This window comes from Pseudomonas sp. GW821-FHT10C09 (genome assembly GCF_059415465.1).
On record NZ_JBWKNG010000017.1, the window covers coordinates 141,068 to 165,732 of the forward strand.

Below are 24,665 nucleotides of genomic sequence, written 5' to 3' on the forward strand. Positions count from 1 at the left end.
CCAAGATCGCCAAACGCCAAGCTGTCGCAGAATCCTACACGGTAGACGGAAAAAGGCGGATTCACATTGTTTCCAGGACCCGTGTTCAGCAGGTCTGGCCCCTTCGCGAGCAGGCTCGCTCCCACATGAGAACTTTGGTGTACACATAATCCGAGTACACCGCGATCAACTGTGGGAGCGAGCCTGCTCGCGAAGGCGATCTATCCGGCAACCCAGCAATCAAGGTTCAACCGATGTTTCTGGCTCCGACTCTTCCTCCGCCGCCACACCCTTACCCTTGGTCTTCAACTCACTGACAATCACCGCCGCCACAATCAACCCCGCGCCCACCAGCGCAATCGCCGGCAACCGCTCGCCGGCGATCCGCCCGACAATCCCGGCCCACACCGGCTCGCCCGCATAAATCAAGGTCGCCCGGGTCGGCGAAACACTCTTCTGCGCCCAGTTCATCGCCACCTGAATAGCCGCACTCGCCGCGCCCAACCCCAACGCGCTGCACAGCAGCAGCCAGGAAAAGTCCGGAATGCGTTCCTGGGTCGGTACCACCATCAAAAACGCCAGCACCGAGGTGGTTGCCAATTGGACCACCGTCACCCGCCGTACATCGACCTGACCGGCATAGGTGCTGATCAGAATGATCTCTGCGGCAATCGCAATCGCGCTGATCAGCGTGGCGATTTCACCGGGGCTGAAATTGAACGAAGCGCCGGCGGGCCCCGACAGCAGCATCAACCCGGTAAACGCCAGCATGATCCCGATACTCGGCATCAACCCCGGGCGACGTCCCAGCACCAGCCATTGCAGCAACGGCACAAAGGGCACGTACAACGCCGTGATAAACGCCGACTGACTGCTGGGAATGCTCTGCAAACCCACGGTCTGCAAGCCGTAACCGAGCATGATCGCCACGCCGATAAACGCCCCGGCCTTGAGTTCGAACAGGGTCAACTCCCGCAGATGGCGCCAGGAGAACAGCGCAACAAGAATCGCGGCAGCAGCGAAGCGCAGGCCGACGAAAAACATCGGGCCGCTGACGGTCATGGCGTGCTGCACCAACAAAAAAGTACCGCCCCAGACCATGGTGATCAGCACCAGCACGCACTCGGCTTTGCTGAACCGCGAGAAACGGGGGGAAGAAGAGTTCACCGACGTCATGACCTTGCACGCTACCTGAGGGGGACGCACAATGCGCCGAATGTTGCGCAGTATACTGCCCAACCCCACCGAGTGAGCAATATAGTGCACAAAGATTCCACGCAACGGGCTTCGGTCCTCCAGCACGTCAGCCAAAACGTTCGACGCCTGCGCCACGCCGCCGACATGAGCCAGACCGCGCTGGCCGAAAAGTCCGGGGTCAGCCGCCGGATGCTGGTGGCCATCGAGGCGGGCGAGAAGAACGTCAGCCTGACCACCCTCGACCGCGTGGCCGAAGCGCTGGACGTCAGGTTCAGTGACCTGATTCAGGCCCCGGACGCTCGCGACCCGAGTCGCATCAACGAAGTGGCCTGGGCCGGTTTAATCCCTGGCAGCAAAGCCGTTCTACTGTCCAAGGCCACCGCGACTCGCGAAGTGGAACAATGGGAATGGTGCCTGCAACCCGGTGAGGTTTATCCGTCGCAACCGGACGCCGAAGGCTGGAGCGAACAGATCTACGTGTTCGAAGGCTGCCTGACCCTGATGTTGGGTGATACGCCACAGCGCATCGCTGCCGGCGAGTTTTTCATGTTCGCCAGTAACCAGCCCCATGCCTATCGCAACGATGGCCCGGTAGCGGCGCGGTTCGTGCGCAACGTGGTGATCTGACTGTTTGCCAGTCAACAGTGGATAGACACTTTGCTTTTCTACAGCTGCAGATTTTTCTCGAAAGATTCACCAACCTGTTGAAATAGCTGGAGATAGTATTCGGGCACGACTCCTGCAAAAGGTCCTGGAGCCTTTATCAGAATCCCGGAGTCGGCCCATGACAACCCCAGCCCAACCCCTACGTACTTCCCGCGAAATTCGCCTGAACGCCTTCGACATGAACTGCGTCGGCCACCAGTCGCCGGGCTTGTGGGCGCATCCACGCGATCGTTCGTGGCAATACAAGGACCTCGAATACTGGACCGACCTGGCGAAAATTCTCGAGCGCGGCAAGTTCGACGGCTTGTTCATTGCCGATGTGCTGGGCATTTATGACGTCTACAACGGCAACGGTGACGCGGCGATCCGTCAGGCTGCGCAGGTGCCGGTCAACGATCCGCTGCAACTGATTCCGCCCATGGCCCTGGTGACCGAGCATTTGGGCTTTGGCCTGACCGCCTCGTTGTCGTTTGAGCATCCGTATCCGTTCGCCCGACGCCTGTCGACCCTGGATCACCTGACCAAGGGCCGCGCCGGCTGGAACATCGTCACGTCGTATCTGGAAAGTGGCGCGAAGAACATCGGCCAGAAGAATCAGACCGAACACGACGCCCGTTACGACTTCGCCGAGGAGTACCTGGAGGTTTGCTACAAGCTCTGGGAAGGCAGTTGGGAAGAGGGCGCGATTTTGCGTGATCGCGAGCGGCGGATTTTCAGCGACCCGAGCAAGATTCACGAAGTCCGCCACGTCGGCAAACACTTCCAGGTGCCGGGCATTCACCTCTGCGAACCTTCGCCGCAGCGCACGCCAGTGCTGTATCAGGCCGGTGCTTCAAGTCGTGGCAAGCAGTTTGCGGCCGAACATGCCGAATGCGTGTTCGTCGCCGCACCGTCGAAAGTGTTGCTGAAGAAAACCGTGGCCGACATTCGTCGACGTGCAGCCGAGGCCGGGCGCGATCCGAGGAAAGTCCTGATCTTCAACCTGCAAACGGTGATCCTCGGTGAAACCGACGCGAAAGCCAAAGCCAAGTTCGAGGAATACAAAACCTGGGTCAGTTACGAAGGCGCCATGGCGTTGATTTCTGGCTGGACCGGTATCGACTTCAGTCAGTTCAAGCCCGATGAGCCGCTCAAGCATGTGCACACCAATGCGATTCAATCGGCGGTCGAAGCGTTTTCCACGGCGGACCCTAACAAGGTCTGGACCCCCAATGAACTGGCGGACTGGGTGGGGATTGGCGGGTTTGGGCCGTTGTTTGTCGGCAGCCCCGAGACGGTCGCCGATTTGTTGCAAGAGTGGGTGGAGGAGACCGACGTTGACGGGTTTAACCTGGCTTACGCGCTGACCCATGAAACCTTTATCGATGCTGTGGAGTTGCTGGTGCCGGAGTTGCAGAAACGCGGGGTCTACAAGACCGAGTATGCGCCGGGGACTTTGCGCGAGAAGTTGTTTGGGGGCGGGGCGCGGTTGCCGGAGAGTCATCCGGGGGCAGGGTATCGGGATTTGTCGGCGTTGCGGCAGCAGGAGAAGAAAGTGGTGTCTGCGTAGACGCTATCGCGAGCAGGCTCACTCCTACTAAGGACGGGTTTGTGCGCTGGAGAGCAACACATTAAGGTGGCACGCAGCAGCTTTCCATCTGACCAACGAGCATGGCATGAGCGAAATCCAAAGCGCACAAACGACCGACGACACCCGCCACGCCGACGTTCTGATCATCGGCGGCGGCCTCAGCGGCGCGATGCTGGCGGCGCAGTTGTTGCGCTTGCCGGGCCGCCGTTCGGTGCTGGTGATCGAGCCGCGTGCCGAGCTCGGTCGGGGCGAAGCCTACAGTGCCGTCGAATTGGGCCATACGCTGAACGGCAATGCGGCGCGCATGAGTGTCGACCCGGACAATGCCGATGACCTGACGCAGTGGCTGACCGAACACATCGCCGCCGGTGGCTGGCCGGAATCTGCCGAGCAACCGGTACCGATCAGCGAGTTGTTCCCGCCACGCGGGCTGTTCGGCGTGTACGTGCAGCAACGTCTGGCCGAAGCGCAAGCCGTCGGGGCGTTGAATGGCTCCACGGTCGAACATGTGCAGGCTGAAGTGATCGATCTGCAAACGGACGACGATTCGGTACGGCTGACCTTGAGTGACGGGCAACGCTTGCAGGGCTCTTATGCGGTGCTGGCAACAGGCATGTTCCCCGCCGCGCGCACGCCACAGACCGAGTCCAGTGGTTTGAACGCCGCAGCACTCGATCCGTGGGATGTCGCCGCAATGCGCCAACTCGATCCACAATCGACGGTGCTGATCATTGGTTCTGGCCTGACCATGGTCGATGCCGTGGTGTCGCTGGAACAGGCCGGGCATCGCGGCCCTATCGAAGTGTTTTCCCGCCACGGCTTTCTGCCGCATGTGCGTCGGCAACCGCCGGCCTGGGTAGATTTTCTGGCCGAGGATCACAGCCTTCGCACACCCCGGCAACTGGTGCGTGAACTGCGTCGGCATTGCCGTGAGGCGATCGCCCAAGGCGTTGACTGGCAAGCACCGCTCGATACCGTGCGGGCGCACATCGGACGGTTGTGGAATCAGGCGACGGACCTGCAACGTCGGCAGTTTGTGCGGCATGTGCGGCCATGGTGGGAAAGTCATCACCACCGCTCGCCGCCGTTGAGTGCGGCCCTGGTGGAACGGTTGCACGGGGAAAGGCGATTGCGCATTCAGGCCGCGTCGTTCAAGGGGCTTGAGCCTGTGTCGCAGGGCGGCGTCAGCATCCGCATTCGCCGCCGTGGCGAGGCCGACACCTGTGTGGTGCACGGCGCGGCGTTGATCAACTCCAGCGGTATCGAATATGACTGGCGCCGCGTCGCTCGGCCGTTGCCGCAACAATTGCTGGCGCGCGGGCTGATCCGGCCGGGACCGTTGGCATTAGGGATCGCGGCGGCGGTCGACGGTGCCGTACTGGACGACGATGGCCAGGTCGCTTATCGCCTGTTCGCCATGGGCCCGCCGTTGCGCGGCATGTGGTGGGAAAGCACCGCCGTCACCGACGTAGCGCTGCAGGCCAAAGCCCTTGCCGCACGACTTGTCGAAAACCTGTTGAGATAAACGTAACAGTGGGAGCCTTGTCTCCCTCAGGTTTCTGCTCTCAAAGAAAAACCCCGGGTAGATCGGATCTACCCGGGGTTTCTGGTTCAAGCGGCGCAAAGCTGTTGATCAATAACGCTGATACTTCGAACCGAATTCAGGACGGTTTTCAGCGACGTAGAGTGTGCTTGGCTGGCTGTCCTTGTGATCGAGACCGACGGTGTTTACGTTCAGTGTTGCTGGTTGGCTGACCTTGACGGCAGCGACAACCTGCGAGGTGGCATGCGGGGCGGCGATAGCGGACGTAGCGCCAAGGACCGACAGGGCGAAACCAAGACCGATGATGCTTTTCATGATGTTGCTCCAGAGTGTGGGAAGAAGATGTCGCCACTGTAGTGCTGGAGCCCTGTGATGAAAAAACACCCTTGGGCATAGTCGTTATCGAGAGCGTTGATCCTTGGTCGGTGAGGGGTCGAGGCTTTATAAACTGACACCACACAATCAAAACTGTGGGAGCGGGCTTGCTCGCGAAGGCGGTGTGTCATTCAACATCAATGCTGACTGATACACCGCCTTCGCGAGCAGGCTCGCTCCCACAGGGGATCTTCATTGTGGTGTCGATCGGCGCCGAGACAGGCCACCCCAGCCCTTGTCACCGGGTCGGGGAGGCCTATCCAAGGCCTCACAGGTTCAACAGGTGCCTCACTTCACATCAAACCGATCCAGGTTCATCACCTTGGTCCATGCCGCCACGAAGTCTTTGACAAACTTCTCCTTCGCGTCGCTGCTGGCATACACCTCAGCCAATGCCCTTAATTGCGCATTCGAACCAAAGACCAGATCCACCCGCGTCCCGGTCCACTTCACCTGACCGGTTTTGCGATCCCGGCCTTCAAACTCCTCAGCGGCTTCGGAGGTCGGTTTCCATTCCACGCCCATGTCGAGCAGGTTGGTGAAGAAGTCGTTGGTCAGCGCTTCCGGTTGCTGGGTGAACACGCCGTGGCGGGTTTGTCCGACGTTGGTGTTCAACACGCGCAGGCCGCCGATCAACGCGGTCATTTCTGGCGCGGTGAGCGTCAGCAATTGTGCCTTGTCGATCAACAATTGCTCGGCCGATACGCGGTAGCGGGTTTTCAGGTAGTTGCGGAAGCCATCGGCAATCGGTTCAAGGAAGCCGAAGGACTCCACATCGGTTTGCTCTTGTGAGGCGTCCATCCGTCCTGGCGTGAATGGCACGGTGACGGTGTGCCCGGCGTTTTTTGCCGCTTGCTCCACGCCGGCGTTACCGGCTAGCACAATCAGGTCCGCCAGCGAGACTTTCTTGCCGCCGCTGTTGAACTCGTTCTGGATGCTTTCGAGTTTCGTCAGCACGCTCGCCAGTTGTTCCGGCTGATTGGCTGCCCAGAATTTCTGCGGAGCCAGACGCAGGCGTCCGCCGTTGGCACCGCCGCGTTTGTCGGAGCCGCGGAAGGTCGAAGCCGCTGCCCAAGCGGTTGATACAAGCTGCGAAACCGACAGGCCGGCGGCGAGGATTTTGCTCTTGAGTGCGGCGACATCGCTGTCGTTGACCAAGGCATGATCGACCGCCGGGATCGGGTCTTGCCACAGCAGTTCTTCGTTCGGCATTTCCGGGCCGAGGTAGCGGGAGAGGGGGCCCATGTCGCGGTGGATCAGCTTGAACCAGGCGCGGGCGAAGGCATCGGCCAGTTGATCGGGATTGGCCAGGAAGCGCCGCGAAATCGGCTCGTAGATCGGGTCGAAGCGCAGGGCCAGGTCCGAGGTCAGCATGGTCGGATTGCGCCGTTTCGACGGGTCGTGTGCATCCGGAATAGTACCGGCACCGGCACCGTTTTTTGCCACCCACTGGTTCGCTCCGGCGGGGCTTTTGCTCAGTTCCCACTCGAAACCGAACAGGTTTTCCAGGTAGTTGTTGCTCCATTTTGTCGGTGTGGTGGTCCAGGTCACTTCCAGGCCGCTGGTGATGGTGTCCGCGCCTTTGCCGGTGCCAAAACTGTTTTTCCAGCCAAAGCCTTGCTGTTCGAGACCAGCGGCTTCGGGCTCGGCGCCGACATTGTCGGCGGGACCTGCGCCGTGGGTTTTACCGAAGGCGTGACCGCCCGCGATCAGCGCTACGGTTTCTTCATCGTTCATCGCCATGCGGCCAAAGGTTTCGCGAATGTCCAGTGCCGAAGCGACGGGATCGGGATTGCCCTCCGGACCTTCCGGGTTCACATAGATCAGACCCATCTGCACGGCGGCCAGTGGATTTTCCAGATTGCGCCCCTGATCGGTACGGCTGTCTTCATTTCTCCCAGGCTCGGCCACGAGTGGAACATCGCCGGGCGCTTGCACGGCTTTTTGCGCCTTGTCGTAGCGGGTGTCGCCCCCCAGCCATTTGTTTTCCGAACCCCAGTAAACGTCCTCATCCGGTTCCCAGACGTCGGCGCGACCACCGGAGAAGCCGAAAGTCTTGAAGCCCATGGACTCTAGCGCGACGTTGCCGGTGAGTACGATCAGGTCGGCCCAGGAAATGTTGCGGCCATATTTTTGCTTGATCGGCCAGAGAAGCCTGCGTGCCTTGTCGAGGCTGACGTTATCCGGCCAGCTGTTGAGTGGCGCAAAGCGTTGTTGGCCGGAGCCGGCCCCGCCACGGCCATCGCCGGTTCGATAGGTGCCCGCGGCGTGCCAGGCCATGCGAATGAACAGTGGCCCATAGTGACCGAAGTCGGCTGGCCACCAGTCTTGCGAATCGGTCATCAGTGCCGTGAGGTCTCGTTTGACCGCGGCAAAGTCCAGTTTTTTGTACGCTTCGGTGTAGTTGAAGCCCTCGTCCAGGGGATCGGACAGGGACGAGTGCTGGTGCAGGATTTTCAGATTCAGCTGGTTCGGCCACCAATCGCGGTTCGTCGTGCCACCGCCGGCGGCGTGGTTAAACGGGCATTTCGATTCATTTGCCATGTGCGAGCTACCTTTGGTCGTGTTCATCCGGGCTATCCGGCCCTTTGTGGGTTCTGGAATAGCGACGAGCGAAAGCAATGACACAGGCTGCTGGGCCAGCAGTTCGATTCACTGATTGTTTTGATCACACGGCTATCGGTACAGCAAAAAACGAGGTGCAATCACGGTGGCCCACGGCAGGCTTAGTCATGTTTCTGACTCATTCCTGTCTCCTTATCAGCTCAAAACCGGCCGGCTGACGCCAGCGCTGGGATAAGGTTAGACGCCTATCTGCAAGTCAGCTAATAGGTGGAGTATTCGGGGCTGATAGGCAAAAGCTTTTATTGTCGGGGGTGAGATTGACCGCATTTGGGCGGCAGCCCGGGAAATACGCTGGCGCTGGCGAACGTATTTCCCATGGCTTTTGGCAGGGCCTCAGCGGCTGTTATTACCTTGGCGCGTTGAACTGGTCGGTGTAGCTACCGGACATCAGATTCGACGCGACGCGATCAGAGCCAACGCCCACACGTGAGGAGTACGCGAGACGAGGGGCACCCACGCGATCCGAACCGTCGGAAGCCAGCTGACCAGCCCCTACATGATCCGAACCATCGGAAGCGACCTGACCGGCGCCGACATGATCCGAACCATCGGAAGCGACCTGACCGGCACCGACATGATCCGAACCATCGGAAGCGACCTGACCGGCGCCGACATGATCCGAACCATCGGAAGCGACCTGACCGGCGCCCACATGATCCGAACCATCGGAAGCGACCTGTCCAGCGCCAACATGATCGGAACCATCGGAAGCAACCTGACCAGCGCCGACATGATCTGAACCGTCGGAAGCAACCTGACCAGCGCCGACATGATCCGAACCGTCGGAAGCGACCTGTCCAGCGCCAACATGATCGGAACCGTCGGAAGCGACCTGACCAGCGCCCACATGATCCGACCCATCGGAGGCGACCTGACCAGCCCCTACATGATCCGCTCCATCCGAAGCCAATGCCCGCTGTTCCGCAGCCCAGGCACTGGACAGACCAACCGGGATGGCCATTGTTGTCGCGACCGCAAATACAACGCCGGTAAAAAGCTTGTAGTTCATGCTCTTCTCCACACCCGTTGGCCATACAGCAATCGGGGGACTGCTTGCCATTCGTTCCTTGGCAAAATCGGCTCGGGATCAAGTTGTTGGCAAATGGCACGGGGCGCCTGACAGGTGCGCGGGTGTCGACGTTCTACATGACACATGAGAAATCTGATCAATCAGTATAGTTCGCCAAACTTTGCCGACTTGCACACGTAAAGTGTCTGGAAGGCCGGGTTCCGGACTAAACGCGGTTTTTGATTGCATTCGGTTCTATGCAGCGAGGTTGTTGGGTCTAATGCTTCTGTTGGGGATTGCTTGTGGGGCTGATGGCCTCGTCGCGGGCAAGCCACGCTCCCACAGGATTTCAATGGGCCGGAAGGTTGCGTGGCTGGCCGAAGGTCATTGCGCCCCGAACAGCATCGTCCAATACACCCCCTCATCACTTCGCGCATCCGCCGCATACGCAGCGCCTACCTGAGTAAACATCGGGTTCATCAAATTCGCACAATGTCCTGGGCTGGCCAGCCATCCGGCCATCGCCTTGTTGGGTGAACTCTGCCCGGCGGCGATGTTTTCGCCGATCTGCCGGCCGCGGTAACCGGCGGCCCTCGCTCGATCCGCGGGCATGTCGCCGTCGGGGTCGCGGTGGGCGAAGTAGTTGCCGTAGGCCATGGCCTTGCTGTGCCCTTGTGCGGCGGCGCCCAACGCAGGGTTCCAGCTCAGCGGCCGCGCGGCGGAGAATCGCTGACCGCCACACATCCGCGGTTTGGCCCGCGCGGCGTTGACCTGCGCGAGCAAGGCTTTGCTGACGGCTCGTGTATCGCCGACCTTGTGGTCGAGCACCGGTTGTGCCAGCACCACTTGCCATTCACTTCGGGCGCGGCTGACACCAATGTCGGCGTACTGGCCGTCCAGCAGCGCCCCGCAGTAATCGTCCTGAAGCATGTCAAACGCTTCATCGGCATCCTGCGCGCCGACCACCCGAATGCTGCGTACGGTCACCGCGGAATAGCCGGAAGCCTTCAGCCGATCACGCAAACCGCCGCCATAGCCGATGGGCAACGCCAGGTTGGAGTTCAGCGCCAGCGGTGCCAGGCGTTGTGCCGGGCGCCTGTCACAGCGCTGGGGATGGGCGCGGTAGTCGTTGATTGCCGCCACCAGTTGGCGTTCGCCATTGGCATGAACGGGGGAGGCAAATAGAGCAAACACAGGCAAAAGACACAGCGAGGCGCGGCGCAAGGCGAGGACAGTCGGGTGCATGAGGCGGACAGCTCTGATCAGAGACGACGGTAAGTGGGCATTCAAGGCGCCTGTATGACTGGGGTTTTGAAACTAGGTTCAGGACCCAAGGGCGCCAAAACAGCGGCTTTGCCTACCGCATGTCGCAAAAGGCGAAAAGAACCGGCCCAGCCTTAAATATGTGGCGTTCGCAGTCGATAGCTTTTGAATAATGCCGACGTGCCAACAGAGGGCTGCACCATGTCGATAAAACTCCGTTTACTCTTGTTGATCGGCACCAGTGTGCTCACCGCGCTGATCGTCAGCCTGGTCAGTTACGTGGGCAACACGCAGATGGCTGACGCGGTGAGCGAGAGCGAGATCAGCATGACCGCGCTGCGCAACCACCTCGAAGCCGACATGATGCATGACGCCCTGCGCGCCGATGTGCTGTCGGCGATGCTGGTCGGCTTGGGCAAAAGCACCAGCAGCAAGGCTGAAGTACACAGTTCCATCGAGGAACATACGGCTCATTTTCGTGAAGTGCTGGGCGATAACCTCAAGCTGCCGGTCAACGACACCCTCAAGACCGCACTGAACAAGGTCAAACCGAGCCTCGACACCTACATCAGCGCAGCCGAGCGTATCGTCGGCCTGGCGCTGGAAAATCCTGAAGCGGCGCAAAAGGAACTGGGCACTTTCAATACCGCGTTCAGTCAGCTGGAAGACCAGATGGGTGCGCTCAGCGAGTTGATCGAAACCAACACGCAACAGACCAGCCAAGGCACGGCGCAAGCCATCCACAGTGCCAACTTCACCCTCGGCATCGTGCTGATCGCCAGCCTGGTGTTGCTGCTGATTCAGGGGCGCTGGGTGATTATGAGCATCATGGGGCCGTTGCAGACCGCCAGCCGAATCGCCCAAAGCATCGCCCACGGCAACTTGAGCGAACCGATTGTCGAGCCGACACAAAAGGATGAAGCCAGCGCGTTGATCCGCAGCCTGGCGACCATGCAACGCGACCTGCGCGGCATGATCGAGGTGGTGCGCAGCAATGCCCATGGCGTCAGCGGCATGAGTGATCAACTCAGCAGCGGCTGCCATCAAGTCGCCGACAGCAGCCAGCAGCAAAGCGCCGCGGCCAGCACCATGGCCGCCGCCGCCAGCGAAATGACCGCGAGCATCGAGGAAATCACCCGCCACGCCGAACGCGCGCTGGACATGGCCAACCAGGCCGAGTCACTGGCCAAGGATGGCGGTCGGGTGATCCATCAGGTCGTCGAAGACATGGACGGCATTGCCCGCTCCGCGCAGCAGTCGGCTCAGGTGATTCGCACGCTGGACAAGGAGTCGGAAGGGATTTTCAACATCATTCAGGTGATCAAGGGCATCGCGGACCAGACCAACCTGCTGGCGTTGAACGCTGCCATCGAGGCGGCCCGTGCCGGTGAGCAGGGCCGTGGCTTTGCCGTGGTTGCCGACGAGGTGCGCAACCTCGCCGGCCGCACCAGCGCCTCCACCCAGGAAATCGCCAGCATGGTCGCGCGCATCCAGCAAAGCACCCGCGAAGCGGTGACCAGCATGGAAGCGGGCGTGGCGCAGGTCGACAAAGGCATGGCGGTGACCGCCGACGTCGAGCGCGCGATTCGTGAAATCCTCGACGCGACGCTGAGCACCACGCAACTGGTCAACGACATTACCCGCACCATCGGCGAGCAAAGCCTGGCCAGCAACGAAATTGCGCATCAGGTGGATATGATTGCGGGGATGTCGGAAGGCAACAGCAAGGTGATCGGGCAGACGGCTTCGACGACTGATGAGTTGTCGAGTCTGGCGGGGAAACTGTCGCAGTCGGTGGATCGGTTCAGGCTTTGAATTGATGGTGTCTGGCAGGACGCCTTCGTCGGAACGCCGCCCGGAGCAGGCTCGCTCCCACATTAGATTTTGGTTGTTCACAAATCCAATGTGGGAGCGAGCCTGCTCGCGAAAGCGGTGGATCAGGCAGCACAAGAACCCCTAAAGATACTTATCCGTCACAGCCCCTTCCGAAGCACTCGACACTGTTTTGGCATATTTCGCCAACACCCCACGCTTGTACTTGGACTCCGGCCGCACCCAACGGGTCTTGCGCTCGGCCAATACCGCGTCGGTCACGTCCACCGTAATCAGCCGGGTTTCCGCGTCAATAGTGATCCTGTCTCCATCCTCAACCAACGCAATCGGCCCCCCCTCAAACGCCTCCGGCGTGATATGCCCCACGACAAACCCGTGCGAGCCACCGGAGAAACGCCCATCAGTGATCAGCGCGACTTCCTTGCCCAACCCTTTACCCATCACCGCCGAAGTGGGCGACAGCATCTCGCGCATACCCGGCCCACCCTTGGGCCCTTCATAGCGGATCACGATCACATCGCCAGCCTTGACCTCGCCATTGAGAATCCCGGCCAGCGCGCCTTCCTCACCGTGATAAACCCGCGCCGTGCCTTCAAAGCGCAAACCTTCCTTGCCGGTGATCTTGGCCACGGCGCCGGTAGGCGAGAGGTTGCCGCGCAGCACCACCAGGTGCGAGTCCTTCTTGATTGGCGTGTCGAAGGGCAGGATCACGTCCTGGCCTTCAGGATAGTCGGGGACGTCTTTGAGGTTTTCCGCGAGGGTTTTGCCGGTCACCGTCAGCACATCACCATGCAGCATGCCGGCGGCGAGCATGCGTTTCATCAGCGGCTGGATACCGCCAATGGCCACCAGTTCACTCATCATGTACTTGCCGCTGGGGCGCAGGTCCGCCACCACCGGCGACACCTTGCCCAGTTCGACGAAGTCATCCAGCGTCAGGTCGACATCCACGGCATTCGCCATGGCCAGCAGGTGCAACACCGCATTGGTCGAGCCGGCGAGGGCGATGACCACGCGGATCGCATTTTCAAAGGCCTGGCGGGTCATGATGTCGCGGGGTTTGAGGTCCAGCTTGAGCAGCTCCATGACCTGCTGGCCGGCGCGGAAACTGTCTGAGGCTTTGTCGCTGCCGACCGCGTCCTGAGAACTGGACCCCGGCAGGCTCATGCCCAACGCTTCAATGGCCGAGGCCATGGTGTTGGCCGTGTACATCCCGCCGCAGGAGCCGGGACCGGGAATCGCCACTTCTTCAATCTGCTTGACCTGGATCTCGCTGATATCCCCCCGCGCATGCTGCCCTACAGCCTCGAACACGGAAATGATGTCGGTGTGTCCCGCGCCGGGTCGAATTGTGCCGCCATAGACAAAAATCGACGGGCGATTGAGCCGCGCCATGCCGATCAGGCAGCCCGGCATGTTCTTGTCACAACCGCCCACGGTCACCAGGCCGTCAAAGCCTTCGCAACCGACCACCACCTCGATCGAATCGGCGATCACCTCGCGCGACACCAGCGAATACTTCATGCCTTCAGTGCCGTTGGCGATGCCGTCGGAAATGGTGATGGTGTTGAAAATGACGCCTTTGGCGCCCGCTGCGTTGGCACCTTTTTCGACTTCAAGGGCGAGCTTGTCGATGTGCATGTTGCACGGCGTAACCATCGCCCAAGTGGACGCGATGCCGATCTGCGGCTTCTTGAAGTCGGCATCGGTAAAACCCACGGCGCGCAGCATTGCGCGGGCAGGTGCGGCTTCGACGCCGTCGATGACCTGGGAGGAGTATTTGCGCAGATCGTCTGTGTCGCTCATGACAGTTCCTCACCTCAAATGACCTGACCGGTGCGGCCCAAGCCCGGGGTTTTTAAGTCTAGCCCCGGTTCGCCGATTCGGCCCGATAAGAAAAACCGATACCCCCTTAAGGATTTCCCAGAGGCGGTGCAGGCGGCTGCGGCTTTAGAGTCACGCCCAACAGGTTGACCGTCGCGCATCGACGCCACGCCTGCTGCAATTTCAAAAAAATAAGAAGGTGAATGCATGAGTACTGAAACCGTCGACATCAAGGCATGGATCGACAACCGTCCGGTTGCGCCTTATCAGTGGCTGATCATGGCCCTGTGTTTTTTCATTGTGCTGTTCGACGGTTTCGACGTCGCGGTCATGGGCTTTATCGCGCCTTCGCTGATTCAGGAGTGGGGGTTGTCCAAAGCAGCGTTCGGCCCGGTGATGAGCGCCGGCATGGTCGGTCTGGCCATCGGTGCGTTGACGGCCGGCCCATACGCCGATCGCCTGGGGCGCAAGAAGGTGCTGCTGTGCGCTGTCACCGGTTTCAGTGTGTTGAGCCTGGCCTGTGCGTTCGCCCGTAACCCCTACGAACTGGCGGCATTGCGGCTGTTCATGGGCGTGGCACTGGGCGCGGCCATGCCCAACACCACGACATTGCTGTCCGAGTACCTGCCGGAGCGCAACCGCTCGCTGTTCATCACCATCATGTTCACCGGCTTCAACATGGGTTCGGGTTTGGGCGGTTTTGTCGCGGCATGGCTGATTCCGGGGCACGGCTGGCAGGCGGTGCTGCTCTTTGGCGGGATCCTGCCGCTGTTGCTGGTGCCGTTCCTGTGGCTGTTGTTGCCCGAGTCGGCGCGTTTTCTGGCCGCTCACAATGCCCCCGCCAGCCAGATTGCCAAGGTCTTGAACAAGTTGGGCGGGACGTTCACCGGCGCTACCCAATTCATCATGACCGAGCCCCAGGCGCAGCAAAAAGCCCCGGTGCGGATGCTGTTCACCGAGCGTTTCCGCCTCGGCACGTTTGCGCTGTGGCTCACCTATTTCATGGGCCTGCTGGTGATCTACCTGACCATGGGCTGGATGCCGACGCTGTTGCGCGAAGGCGGTTTGTCGATCGAACGCGCAGCGACGATTACCGGGCTGTTTCAGATTGGCGGCACCGTCGGTGCGATCCTGGTCGGTTGGGCCATGGATCGACGCAATCCGAACGCGGTGATCGCGACTTCTTATGCGTTGGGCGGTGTGTTCATTCTGCTGCTGGGGGCCTTCAGTCTTGAGTCGAGCCTGCTGGCCATCGGCGTGGTCGCGGCGGGGTTCTGCATGAGCGGTGCGCAGACCGGGCTCAACGCCTTCGCGCCGGGTTATTACCCGACCGCTTTCCGCGCCACCGGGGTGAGCTGGATGCTGGGCATCGGGCGTTTCGGGGCTATCTTTGGTTCTCTCATCGGCGGTGCGGTGCTCAGCCTCGGCTTGGGTCTGCCGTTGCTGTTCGCCCTGTTGAGCGTGCCGGCCTTTATCGCCGCGCTGGCGATCCTGGCCAACGGTCATGCACGGCGCCGGGTGAACCGGGCCTTGCTGGCGCAATAATCTCTTTCAAACACAGGAATTTGTCATGGCACGCATCATCGGTGGCCTCGCGGTCTCACACACTCCCACCATCGGCTTCGCTGTCGATCACGACAAACAGAACGAGGCGGCCTGGGCGCCGATTTTCGAAGGCTTCGAACCGATCAAGGTCTGGCTCAAAGAGCGGCAACCCGACGTGCTGTTCTACATCTTCAACGACCATGTGACCTCGTTTTTCTTCGACCACTACGGCGCGTTCTCCCTTGGGGTCGATGAGCGTTACGAGGTCGCCGACGAGGGCGGCAATCCACGCTCGCTGCCTGCGGTTGGCGGGCATGCGGCCCTGTCGCGACACATCGGTCAGAGTCTGATGGCCGATGAGTTCGACATGAGTTTCTTCCGCGACAAGCCACTGGATCATGGCTTCTTCTCGCCGATGTCGGCGCTGCTGCCGTGCGAGCCGGATTGGCCGGTGCAGATCGTGCCGCTGCAAGTGGGCGTGTTGCAGTTCCCGATTCCCAGTGCGTTGCGCTGCTACAAGCTGGGCCAGGCCCTGCGCCGGGCCATCGAAAGCTACCCTGAAGACTTGAAGGTCGCGATCGTCGCCACCGGCGGCGTATCGCATCAGGTGCATGGCGAGCGTTGCGGGTTCAATAACCCGGAGTGGGACGCGCAGTTCATCGATCTGCTGGTGAACGACCCGGTGCGCCTGACCGAAATGACCCACGCCGAGTACGCCACCCTCGGCGGGATGGAAGGCTCCGAGGTGATCACCTGGCTGATCATGCGCGGCGCGTTGTCGGCCACGGTGAAAAACCAGCACCAGGATTATTACCTGCCGTCGATGACCGGCATCGCCACCTTGCTCCTGGAAAACCAGGATCAACCAGTGCCTGCCGACGTCAACGCGCGTCACGTGCAGCACATGCAACACCAATTGGCCGGGATCGAGAAACTGCAAGGGACGTACCCGTTCACCCTGGAACGCAGCGCCAAGGGTTATCGCCTGAACAAGTTTCTGCACCGCATGATCGAGCCCGAGTGGCGTCAGCGTTTTCTCGATGCGCCCGAGGCGCTGTTCGATGAAAGCGCCTTGAGCGACGAAGAGCGCGATCTGCTGCGTCGCCGTGATTGGCGCGGGCTGATCCACTACGGGGCGATCTTCTTTGTGCTGGAAAAACTCGCAGCGGTGCTGGGCATTCCCAACCTGCAGGTCTACGCAGCCATGCGTGGGCAAAGCCTGGAAGACTTCATGAAAACCCGCAATCAGCAAGTGCTCTATTCGGTGGCGGGTAAAGCACCGCGCTGATCGCGCCGACATTCTCGCGGCGCTTCCCGGGCCGCCCCTTGCACTTTTTTGTTTGATCTCACTGTGCCCGGCTTCGGCGGGCGCAGGGCCTTTCTTTACCCAAAAATCGGAAAACAATAACAATGAAAATCACGGTTAACCCTCGTATCGCCTGCACCTTCGCCATGGCCTCGGCATTTCCGTTGGCGGGTTCGGCGGCCGGATTCCTCGAAGACGCCAGCGCCAACCTGAACCTGCGTAACTTCTACATCAACCGCAACTTCACCAACCCCGCGTACCCGCAGGGCAAGGCCGAGGAGTGGACGCAGAACTTCATCCTCGACGCGCGTTCGGGGTTCACTCAGGGGGCGGTGGGTTTTGGCGTCGATGCGCTCGGCCTCCTGTCGGTCAAGCTGGATGGCGGCAAAGGCACGGGCGGTACGCAGTTGTTGCCGATTGGCAGCGACGGACGTCCCGCCGATGACTTCGGTCGGCTGGCGGTGGCCGGGAAGATGAAAGTGAGCAAGACCGAAGTGAAGGTCGGCGAGTGGATGCCGGTGCTGCCGATCCTGCGTTCCGATGATGGCCGTTCGTTGCCACAAACCTTTCAGGGCGGGCAGGTCACCTCGCAGGAACTGGCTGGCCTGAGCCTGTACGGCGGTCAGTTCCGGCAGAACAGCCCACGCAACGATGCGAGCATGGAAGACATGTTCATGCAGGGCAAAACTGCGTTCACCTCTGATCGTTTCAACTTTGTCGGTGGCGAATACAGCTTCAACGACAAACGCACGATGATCGGTGCGTGGAACGCGCAGCTCAAGGACATCTACCAGCAGCAATACCTGCAAATCGTCCACAGTCAGCCACTGGGGGACTGGACCCTCGGCGCGAACCTGGGCTATTTCTGGGGCAGTGAAGACGGCAGCGCCCGCGCGGGTGATCTGGATAACCGTACGGTCTCGGCGCTGCTGTCGGCGCGTTATGGCGGCAGTACCTTCTACGTCGGGCTGCAAAAACTCACGGGCGATGATGCGTGGATGCGGGTCAACGGCACCAGCGGCGGCACCCTGGCCAACGATAGCTACAACAGCAGTTACGACAGTGCCCGGGAGAAATCCTGGCAGCTGCGTCATGACTACAACTTTGTCGCACTGGGCGTGCCTGGCCTGACGCTGATGAACCGTTACATCAGTGGCGACAACATCCACACTGGCACCGTCACTGACGGCAAGGAGTGGGGGCGTGAGTCGGAGCTGGGATACACCGTACAAAGCGGCCCGTTGAAGAGCTTCAACGTCAAATGGCGCAACTCCAGTATTCGTCGCGACTACAGCACCAATGAGTTTGATGAAAACCGCTTGATCATCAGCTATCCGCTGAGCTTGCTCTGACGACAGGCTGATGGCCCATCGTTTGATGGGCTACCGCCTTCGCGAGCAGGCTCGCTCCCACAGTAGATCTTCAGTGAACACAAAATCTGTGTAAGACGAAGATCAAATGTGGGAGCGAGCCTGCTCGCGATGGCGATTACTCAGTCACCGACAAACCCCTGCCGGACCTCGGTCGCTTCCTCGCAAATCACCCGGCGGATCATCTCCATCAGCGCCTGAGCCACCGGTGAATGCAGGCTGGCGTTGCGGTAGGTCAGGCCGATGGCGCGGGTGGTCTGTGGCAGCCGCAGCGGCAGGATGCACAGCTCGCCGGAGGCAATTTCCTGTTCGAGTTGATGGGCGGACACCGCCGCGAGCATGTCCGAGCGCAGCAACAGCCCGCGAATGATCGCCATGTCGGCACTCTCCACCACGGGCCGTGGGGCGGCGATGCCGAACCCGGTGAAGCAGTCATCGAGCATCTTTCTGGCGGGCGAGCCGGCACGCGGCAGCACCCATTGCGTGGCACCGAGCGCCTGGTGAAAATCCGTTTGCGTGGCGAGCGGATGATCACGTCGCGCCAACACCACCATGTCTTCGGTGAACAGCGACTCGCCGACCAGGTCGCTGGCGTACGCTGCTGAGCGCAAGGCGCCAAAAATGAAATCCACATCGCCGGCGCGCAGTTCCGTCGCCAGCAAATCGAACGGGCTCTCGTTGGTGATCACCTGAATGCCGGGGTGTTCGGCCACCAGGCGCACAATCGCTTCGGGCAGGATGCGCGTGCGGCCCAAGGGCAGGGCGCCGACGTGCACCACGCCTTGCAATGCCCCACGAATGGCGGTGATGTCGGTGTCCAGATGACGCAGTTCATTCAACGCCCGGCGGATCGGAAAGAGGATTTCATGACTGGCCCGGGTCGGCTGCAACCCGCGAGGCGTGCGCTCGAACAGGGTTTGGCCGCAACCGCTTTCCAGCACCTTGAGCGTCGAACTGACCGCCGGCTGGCTTAGGCCCAACAGGCTGGCCACGGTTTGCATGTGGTGGGTTTCACAGAGTTTGACGAACACTTGCAGGCGTCGGGCCTGGAACAGATACAACGGCTCCACGGCGAGTTTGTCGCCGGCGCCCAGCAACTTCGGCACGCTGTCCAGTTCCGCCAGCACCCGCCGTGCGCGGGGTAACAGGCGTTCGCCAAAATCGGTCAAGCGCATGCCGTTGGCGTGCCGTTCGAACAGCGGCACATCAAGCCGCGCCTCCAGCTCGGAAATCGAGCGGGTGACCACCGACTGGGCGCGAAACAGCGCCACCGACGCCTTGGAAACACTGCCGTGATCAGCCACCCGGACGAAGGCGCGCACGTGCATCAGGCTGGGAAGTTCAGGGGTTTCCATGGGTTCATGCTCGACGGGTCCACGTTTCGCCGGACTATGCCTCTGTGCTTGAGGGGAGGCAATAAAAAAAACGCATACCTCGAACACTCGAACGCATTACTCCACCGATGGGCCCCGGTGCGATGCTCTTTCGACACGCAGGAGGAGCACCCGCAATGATCGAGTCATCCAAAAACGCGCTGGTCGTCAGCGCACACTCTGCCGATTTCGTCTGGCGTGCGGGCGGTGCCATCGCACTGCATGCGCAGCAGGGCTACAACGTGCACATCGTCTGCCTGTCGTTCGGCGAGCGCGGTGAGTCGGCCAAGCTCTGGCGCAAGGGCGACATGAGCGAATCGAAGGTCAAGGACGCACGCCGCGAAGAAGCACAGGCCGCCGCCGACATTCTTGGCGCCAGCGTCGAGTTCTTCGACATCGGTGACTACCCGATGCGCGCCGACAAGGACACGCTGTTCCGCCTGGCCGATGTGTTTCGCCGGGTCCAGCCGGAATTCGTCCTCAGCCATTCGCTGAAAGACCCTTACAACTACGATCACCCACTGGCCATGAACCTGACGCAAGAGGCACGCATCATCGCCCAGGCCGAGGGCTACAAACCGGGCGAGAAAATCGTCGGCGCGCCACCGGTCTACAGCTTCGAACCGCACCAGCCAGAGCAGTGCGAATGGCGCCCGGACGTGTTGCTGGACATCACCGATGTCTGGGACAAAAAGTACGCGGCGATCCAGTGCATGGCCGGTCAGGAACATTTGTGGGAGTACTACACCCGTGTCGCGCTGCAACGTGGCGTGCAAGCCAAACGTAACGTCGGGATCACCTCGACCCGCAACATCATTTATGGCGAGGGCTACCAGAGCATCTTCCCCCGTGTGACGGAGAACCTCGGATGAGCGAGCACATCGGAAAAACCGGCATTGTGCTGCGCAACATCACTCGGGCCGAGGCATCGCTGGTCGATGAACTCGGACGTTTTGGCGTCGCGACCATTCATGAGGCGCAGGGGCGCAAGGGCTTGCTGGCCTCGTCGATCACACCGATCCAACAGGGCACTGTCATCAGCGGTTCGGCGGTCACGGTGCTCGTCGCACCGGGCGATAACTGGATGTTCCATGTGGCGGTGGAGCAATGCCGGCCCGGCGACATCCTGGTGGTTGCCCCCAGTTCACCGTGCACCGATGGCTACTTTGGCGACCTGTTGGCCACGTCGCTGAAGGCCCATGGCGTGCGTGCCCTGGTGATCGACGCCGGTGTGCGCGACACCCATACGCTGCGTGAAATGGGCTTCCCGGTGTGGTCCCGCGCCATCAGTGCCCAAGGCACGATCAAAGAGACCCTGGGCTCGGTCAACCTGCCGCTGGTGTGTGGCGGTCAGTTGGTCAATCCGGGGGATGTGGTGGTGGCCGATGATGACGGCGTAGTCATTGTGCGTCGCGCCGAAGTGCCGCAGGTGGTTGACGCCAGCCGCGCCCGTGCCGACCTGGAAGAACAGAAAGCCTTGCGCCTGGCCAAGGGCGAGCTGGGTCTGGATATCTACAACATGCGGGGCCGGTTGGCAGAGAAGGGTTTGCGCTATGTCGACAGCCTCGACGAACTCGGAGACTGACCATGGGACAAACCCGCATTCCGTGCCTGCTGATGCGTGGCGGTACGTCCAAGGGCGCGTATTTTCTGGCGGGCGATTTGCCCGATCAGCCGGCGCTGCGTGACCAAGTGCTGCTGGCGGTCATGGGCTCGCCGGACAAACGTCAGATCGACGGCCTCGGCGGCGGTGATTCGCTGACCAGCAAAGTCGCGATCATCAAACCTTCTTCGCGCGCCGAGGCGGACGTCGATTATCTGTTCGCCCAGGTACTGGTCGAAGAGGCCCGCGTCGATTACGGGCAGAACTGCGGCAACATCCTGGCCGCGGTGGGCCCGTTCGCCATCGAACGTGGATTGGTGGCCGTGACCGGCGACGAAACCCCGGTGCGAATCTTCATGGAAAACACCGGACAGATCGCCGTCGCGCATGTCCCCACACCGGACGGTAGCGTGCGCTACTCAGGTGATGCGCGGATTGATGGCGTGCCGGGGCATGCCGCGCCGCTGATCGTCGAGTTTGAGGATGTCGCCGGCTCCAGTTGTGGTGCGTTGCTGCCGACCGGCAATGCCCTGGATATGTTCGACGGGGTTTACGTCACGTGCATCGACAATGGCATGCCGGTGGTGCTGATCCGCGCCCAGGCGCTGGGTTGCAGCGGCTATGAAAGCCCCGAACAACTGGACGCTGACGTCGAACTCAAGGCCCGTCTCGAAGCCATCCGCCTGCAAGCCGGACCGCTCATGAATCTTGGCGATGTACGCCAGCGTAACGTGCCAAAAATGTGCCTGGTGGCGCCGGCGCAAGCGGGTGGGGCGCTGAGTACCCGCAGCTTCATTCCGCATCGTTGCCACACCAGCATCGGCGTATTCGGTGCGGTCAGTGTCGCCGCGGCGTGTTTGATCGAGGATACGGTGGCGACGGGGCTGGCCAGCGTTGGCGAGGGCGACGTGCGACGGTTGTCGATTGAGCATCCCACCGGCGAGTTCACCGTGGAATTGCGCCTGAAGGAAGGGCAATTGGCCGGGTGCGGGTTGATGCGCACCGCACGGTTGTTGTTCGAGGGGGTGGTGTGTGTTCCGCAAGCGGTCTGGTCGAAGTGAGGGCTATTGAGCCTGCGCACACACCTCACGAACGCAGTCGCGCAACCACCGATGCGCCGAGTCCGCATCCATACGCGGGTGCCAGAGCATGGAGATCGTGATCGGCGGCGTCGGGATCGGCAGTAGGAAACTGTGCAAACCGGCACGCAGGTTTTGCGTGTGCCGTTCGGGCACGGTCGCGATCAGGTCCGAGGCGCGGGCCAGTGCCAGTGCAGCGGAAAAGCCGCCAACGATGGTGGCGATGTCTCGCGCCAGCCCCAGTGATTGCAACGCATCATCCATCGGCCCGCTGTCGCGCCCGCGTCGCGAGACCAGGATGTGCCGACCCGAGGCGTAACGGGCGGGCGTGATCTCGCCCTCGCTCAACGCATGCCCGGGGCGCACCACGCCGATAAAACGATCCTGGAACAACGCACGGGTGCGCACTTCGGGGCTGGTGGTGTCGCCGACCACGCCGGTGTCCAGATCGACGCTTGCGTCACGCAGCAGCGCGCTGTCCTTGTTGAGTTTCTGCAGGAAGTGCAAACGCACGCCGGGCGCTTGCTCGCCGAGACGGGCGATGAGTGCCGGGCCGAAGTTTTCGACGAAGCCGTCGCTGGTGCGCAGGGTGAAGGTGCGGGTCAGGTGCTTGAGGTCGAGTTGCTCGGCCGGGCGCAGCACCGCTTCGGCGTGCTGCACCAGTTGGCTGACCTGTTCGCGCAGTTCCAGCGCTCGCGGTGTTGGCACCAGCCCACGGCCGGCGCGCACCAGCAGCGGATCGCCGATGGTTTCGCGCAAACGCGCCAGCGCACGGCTCATCGCCGATGGGCTCAGGCGCAAGCGTTGAGCGGCGCGCGCGACGCTGCCTTCAGCGAGCAGGGCATCGAGGGTAATCAGCAGGTTCAGATCGGGCATGGTCATGGCTGAACGTTAGCACGCCTTGGCGGTGACATGGCGTTGCGTGCAGGTATCAAGTGCAAACGCTGCGTCTTCCGCCATGTCAGCGGCGCGCATACGCTGAAAGCCAATCTTTCAGAAGTGGCCAGCCCATGAAACCCCTCACGTCCTCCGCCCCGGTCCGCTGGGCACTCGCCAGCCTTTCGCTGTCGATGTTGATGCCTTCCCTCGACACCAGCATCGCCAATGCCGGATTGCCGACGTTGGCTCAGACCTTTGATGCAGCGTTTCAGGGCGTGCAGTGGATAGTCCTGGCGTACCTGCTGGCGATCACGACGTTGATTGTCAGCGTTGGACGACTCGGTGACTTGATCGGTCGCAAACGCTTGTTGTTGAGCGGGATCGTGGTTTTCACCCTGGCTTCGCTGGCCTGTGGGCTCGCGCCTTCGCTGGGCTGGCTGGTGGCGGCCCGTGCGGTGCAAGGTTTGGGTGCGGCGATCATGTTGGCGCTGACCGTGGCGTTTGTCGCCGATACGGTGCCGAAAGCGCAGACCGGCAGCGCCATGGGGTTGCTGGGGACGATGTCGGCGATGGGCACCACGCTGGGACCTTCGTTGGGCGGTGTGCTGATTTCAGGGTTCGGCTGGCAGACGATTTTTCTGGTCAACGTGCCGTTGGGTGTCTTGAATTTTGTACTGGCTTACCGCTGTTTGCCGGCGGATCGGCCTGTGGCTCGGCGCAGTGGTTTCGACTTTCCGGGGACGCTGTTGTTGGCGCTGACGCTCGGCGCGTATGCGCTGGCCATGACGTTGGGTGATTGGGGGTTGCTGCTGGTTGCGGGTGTCGGTGGTGGAGTTTTCCTGTGGGTCGAGGCTAGATCCACGTCGCCCTTGATCAAGCTGGCGCTGTTCCGTGAACGAGGGCTGAGTGCGAGCCTGGCCATGAGTGCATTGGTGTCGACGGTGATGATGTCGACGCTGGTGGTCGGGCCGTTTTATCTCTCGGGCACGCTGGGGCTGAACGCCGCGCTGGTCGGGTTGACCTTGTCGGTCGGTCCCCTGGTGGCGGCGCTGGGCGGGGTGCCGGCGGGGCGTCTGGTGGATCGATTCGGGGCGCAGCGCATGACGCTGTTCGGGCTGGCGACCCTGGCGTTGGGCGCCGGGGTATTGGCGATCATGCCGGCGGGTTTTGGTGTGCCGGGCTATGTCGTTCCCATCGCGGTGATCACTGGCAGTTATGCGCTGTTTCAGGCGGCCAATAACACCTTGGTCATGAGCGATGTCAGCGCCGATCAGCGCGGGGTGATTGCCGGGTTGCTCAGTCTGTCGCGCAATCTGGGGTTGATCACGGGGGCATCGGCGATGGGCGCGGTGTTTGCCGGTAATGGCATGCGGGTGACGTTTGCGGTGGCGGCGGGGTTGATCGTTCTGGCACTGGCAATCGCATTGCCTTCTCGCAAACGTCAACTTCTGCTGCCTGAATAGTACAGCCACCGCAGTTCCCTTGTGGGAGCGAGCCTGCTCGCGAAAGCGGAGTATCAGTCGACATTCACATCAACTGACACACCGCTTTCGCGAGCAGGCTCGCTTGTATGGTAGGACTTGAAGGGAGGAGGAGGGACTAGGCTCGATTCTGACTGTTGACGCA

Annotated in this window: 19 protein-coding genes and 1 pseudogene; 12 read left to right on the forward strand and 8 right to left on the reverse strand. The window is 61.3% G+C overall.

Features of this window, described 5'->3' with window-relative positions:
• Positions 1-219: 219 nt before the first annotated feature.
• Positions 220-1,245 (reverse strand): DMT family transporter, encoded by a 1,026-nt coding sequence (locus tag AC07N8_RS19230; RefSeq protein WP_493145529.1) that lies wholly within the window; start codon positions 1,243-1,245, stop codon positions 220-222.
• On the opposite strand from AC07N8_RS19230, the gene AC07N8_RS19235 reads away from it, so the two are divergent.
• From AC07N8_RS19235 to AC07N8_RS19245, 3 genes are all read left to right on the forward strand, one after another.
• Complete coding sequence (locus tag AC07N8_RS19235) at positions 1,240-1,803, forward strand: helix-turn-helix domain-containing protein (protein ID WP_483839771.1); 564 nt, start codon at positions 1,240-1,242, stop codon at positions 1,801-1,803. The two genes, AC07N8_RS19230 and AC07N8_RS19235, sit on opposite strands and share 6 nt — an antisense overlap.
• A 157-nt stretch (positions 1,804-1,960) precedes the next feature.
• Complete coding sequence (locus tag AC07N8_RS19240) at positions 1,961-3,391, forward strand: LLM class flavin-dependent oxidoreductase (protein ID WP_493145527.1); 1,431 nt, start codon at positions 1,961-1,963, stop codon at positions 3,389-3,391.
• Between the two features lie 106 nt (positions 3,392-3,497).
• Entirely contained in the window at positions 3,498-4,937 is a 1,440-nt protein-coding gene (locus tag AC07N8_RS19245; RefSeq protein ID WP_493145525.1) for an FAD/NAD(P)-binding protein, read from the forward strand.
• A 108-nt stretch (positions 4,938-5,045) separates the two neighbouring features.
• Here AC07N8_RS19245 and AC07N8_RS19250 read toward each other — a convergent pair whose 3' ends face one another.
• From AC07N8_RS19250 to AC07N8_RS19265, 4 genes are all read right to left on the reverse strand, one after another.
• Entirely contained in the window at positions 5,046-5,270 is a 225-nt protein-coding gene (locus AC07N8_RS19250) for a hypothetical protein (protein ID WP_483839768.1), read from the reverse strand.
• Positions 5,271-5,618: 348 nt separating this feature from the next.
• Positions 5,619-7,874 (reverse strand): catalase/peroxidase HPI, encoded by a 2,256-nt coding sequence (gene katG, locus AC07N8_RS19255; protein ID WP_493145523.1) that lies wholly within the window; start codon positions 7,872-7,874, stop codon positions 5,619-5,621.
• A 427-nt stretch (positions 7,875-8,301) separates the two neighbouring features.
• Entirely contained in the window at positions 8,302-8,964 is a 663-nt protein-coding gene (locus AC07N8_RS19260; RefSeq protein ID WP_493145521.1) for a hypothetical protein, read from the reverse strand.
• A gap of 384 nt (positions 8,965-9,348) precedes the next feature.
• A complete protein-coding gene (locus tag AC07N8_RS19265; protein ID WP_493145519.1) occupies positions 9,349-10,209 on the reverse strand; it encodes a CAP domain-containing protein in 861 nt (286 codons plus the stop codon).
• A 219-nt stretch (positions 10,210-10,428) separates the two neighbouring features.
• On the opposite strand from AC07N8_RS19265, the pseudogene AC07N8_RS19270 reads away from it, so the two are divergent.
• Both AC07N8_RS19270 and AC07N8_RS19275 read left to right on the forward strand, forming a co-directional pair.
• Positions 10,429-11,184 (forward strand): annotated as a pseudogene (locus AC07N8_RS19270) (MCP four helix bundle domain-containing protein); the annotation flags it as partial.
• Between the two features lie 132 nt (positions 11,185-11,316).
• Positions 11,317-12,042 (forward strand): methyl-accepting chemotaxis protein, encoded by a 726-nt coding sequence (locus AC07N8_RS19275; protein ID WP_410922736.1) that lies wholly within the window; start codon positions 11,317-11,319, stop codon positions 12,040-12,042.
• A 141-nt stretch (positions 12,043-12,183) separates the two neighbouring features.
• Here AC07N8_RS19275 and ilvD read toward each other — a convergent pair whose 3' ends face one another.
• On the reverse strand, positions 12,184-13,866 hold the full coding sequence (gene ilvD / locus AC07N8_RS19280) for a dihydroxy-acid dehydratase (protein WP_493145517.1): 1,683 nt from the start codon (positions 13,864-13,866) through the stop codon (positions 12,184-12,186).
• 225 nt (positions 13,867-14,091) lie between these two features.
• Between ilvD and AC07N8_RS19285 the strand changes: the two genes are divergently transcribed.
• The 3 genes from AC07N8_RS19285 to AC07N8_RS19295 all read left to right on the forward strand — a co-directional run bounded on the left by AC07N8_RS19285 (position 14,092) and on the right by AC07N8_RS19295 (position 18,087).
• On the forward strand, positions 14,092-15,429 hold the full coding sequence (locus AC07N8_RS19285) for an MFS transporter (protein WP_483839763.1): 1,338 nt from the start codon (positions 14,092-14,094) through the stop codon (positions 15,427-15,429).
• Positions 15,430-15,454: 25 nt separating this feature from the next.
• Entirely contained in the window at positions 15,455-16,717 is a 1,263-nt protein-coding gene (locus AC07N8_RS19290; RefSeq protein ID WP_493145515.1) for a gallate dioxygenase, read from the forward strand.
• A 122-nt stretch (positions 16,718-16,839) separates the two neighbouring features.
• Entirely contained in the window at positions 16,840-18,087 is a 1,248-nt protein-coding gene (locus AC07N8_RS19295; RefSeq protein ID WP_493145513.1) for an OprD family porin, read from the forward strand.
• Positions 18,088-18,227: 140 nt separating this feature from the next.
• On the opposite strand, the gene AC07N8_RS19300 is transcribed toward AC07N8_RS19295, so the two are convergent.
• Complete coding sequence (locus AC07N8_RS19300) at positions 18,228-19,460, reverse strand: LysR family transcriptional regulator (protein ID WP_493145511.1); 1,233 nt, start codon at positions 19,458-19,460, stop codon at positions 18,228-18,230.
• A 155-nt stretch (positions 19,461-19,615) separates the two neighbouring features.
• Between AC07N8_RS19300 and galB the strand changes: the two genes are divergently transcribed.
• Genes galB through AC07N8_RS19315 form a run of 3 tightly spaced genes read left to right on the forward strand, consistent with a single transcriptional unit; the run spans position 19,616 to position 22,142 of the window.
• Complete coding sequence (galB, locus tag AC07N8_RS19305) at positions 19,616-20,350, forward strand: 4-oxalmesaconate hydratase (RefSeq protein ID WP_483839759.1); 735 nt, start codon at positions 19,616-19,618, stop codon at positions 20,348-20,350.
• Positions 20,347-21,063, forward strand: a complete 717-nt coding sequence (locus tag AC07N8_RS19310) for a 4-carboxy-4-hydroxy-2-oxoadipate aldolase/oxaloacetate decarboxylase (RefSeq protein WP_493145509.1) — start codon at positions 20,347-20,349, stop codon at positions 21,061-21,063. The genes galB and AC07N8_RS19310 overlap by 4 nt, the downstream gene beginning before the upstream one ends.
• A gap of 2 nt (positions 21,064-21,065) precedes the next feature.
• Entirely contained in the window at positions 21,066-22,142 is a 1,077-nt protein-coding gene (locus AC07N8_RS19315) for a 4-oxalomesaconate tautomerase (RefSeq protein WP_493145507.1), read from the forward strand.
• 3 nt (positions 22,143-22,145) lie between these two features.
• Here the strand turns inward: AC07N8_RS19315 and AC07N8_RS19320 are convergent, their stop codons facing one another.
• Positions 22,146-23,042 (reverse strand): LysR family transcriptional regulator, encoded by an 897-nt coding sequence (locus AC07N8_RS19320; RefSeq protein WP_493145505.1) that lies wholly within the window; start codon positions 23,040-23,042, stop codon positions 22,146-22,148.
• Between the two features lie 128 nt (positions 23,043-23,170).
• Between AC07N8_RS19320 and AC07N8_RS19325 the strand changes: the two genes are divergently transcribed.
• Positions 23,171-24,502, forward strand: a complete 1,332-nt coding sequence (locus tag AC07N8_RS19325; protein ID WP_493145503.1) for an MFS transporter — start codon at positions 23,171-23,173, stop codon at positions 24,500-24,502.
• Positions 24,503-24,665 lie beyond the last annotated feature (163 nt).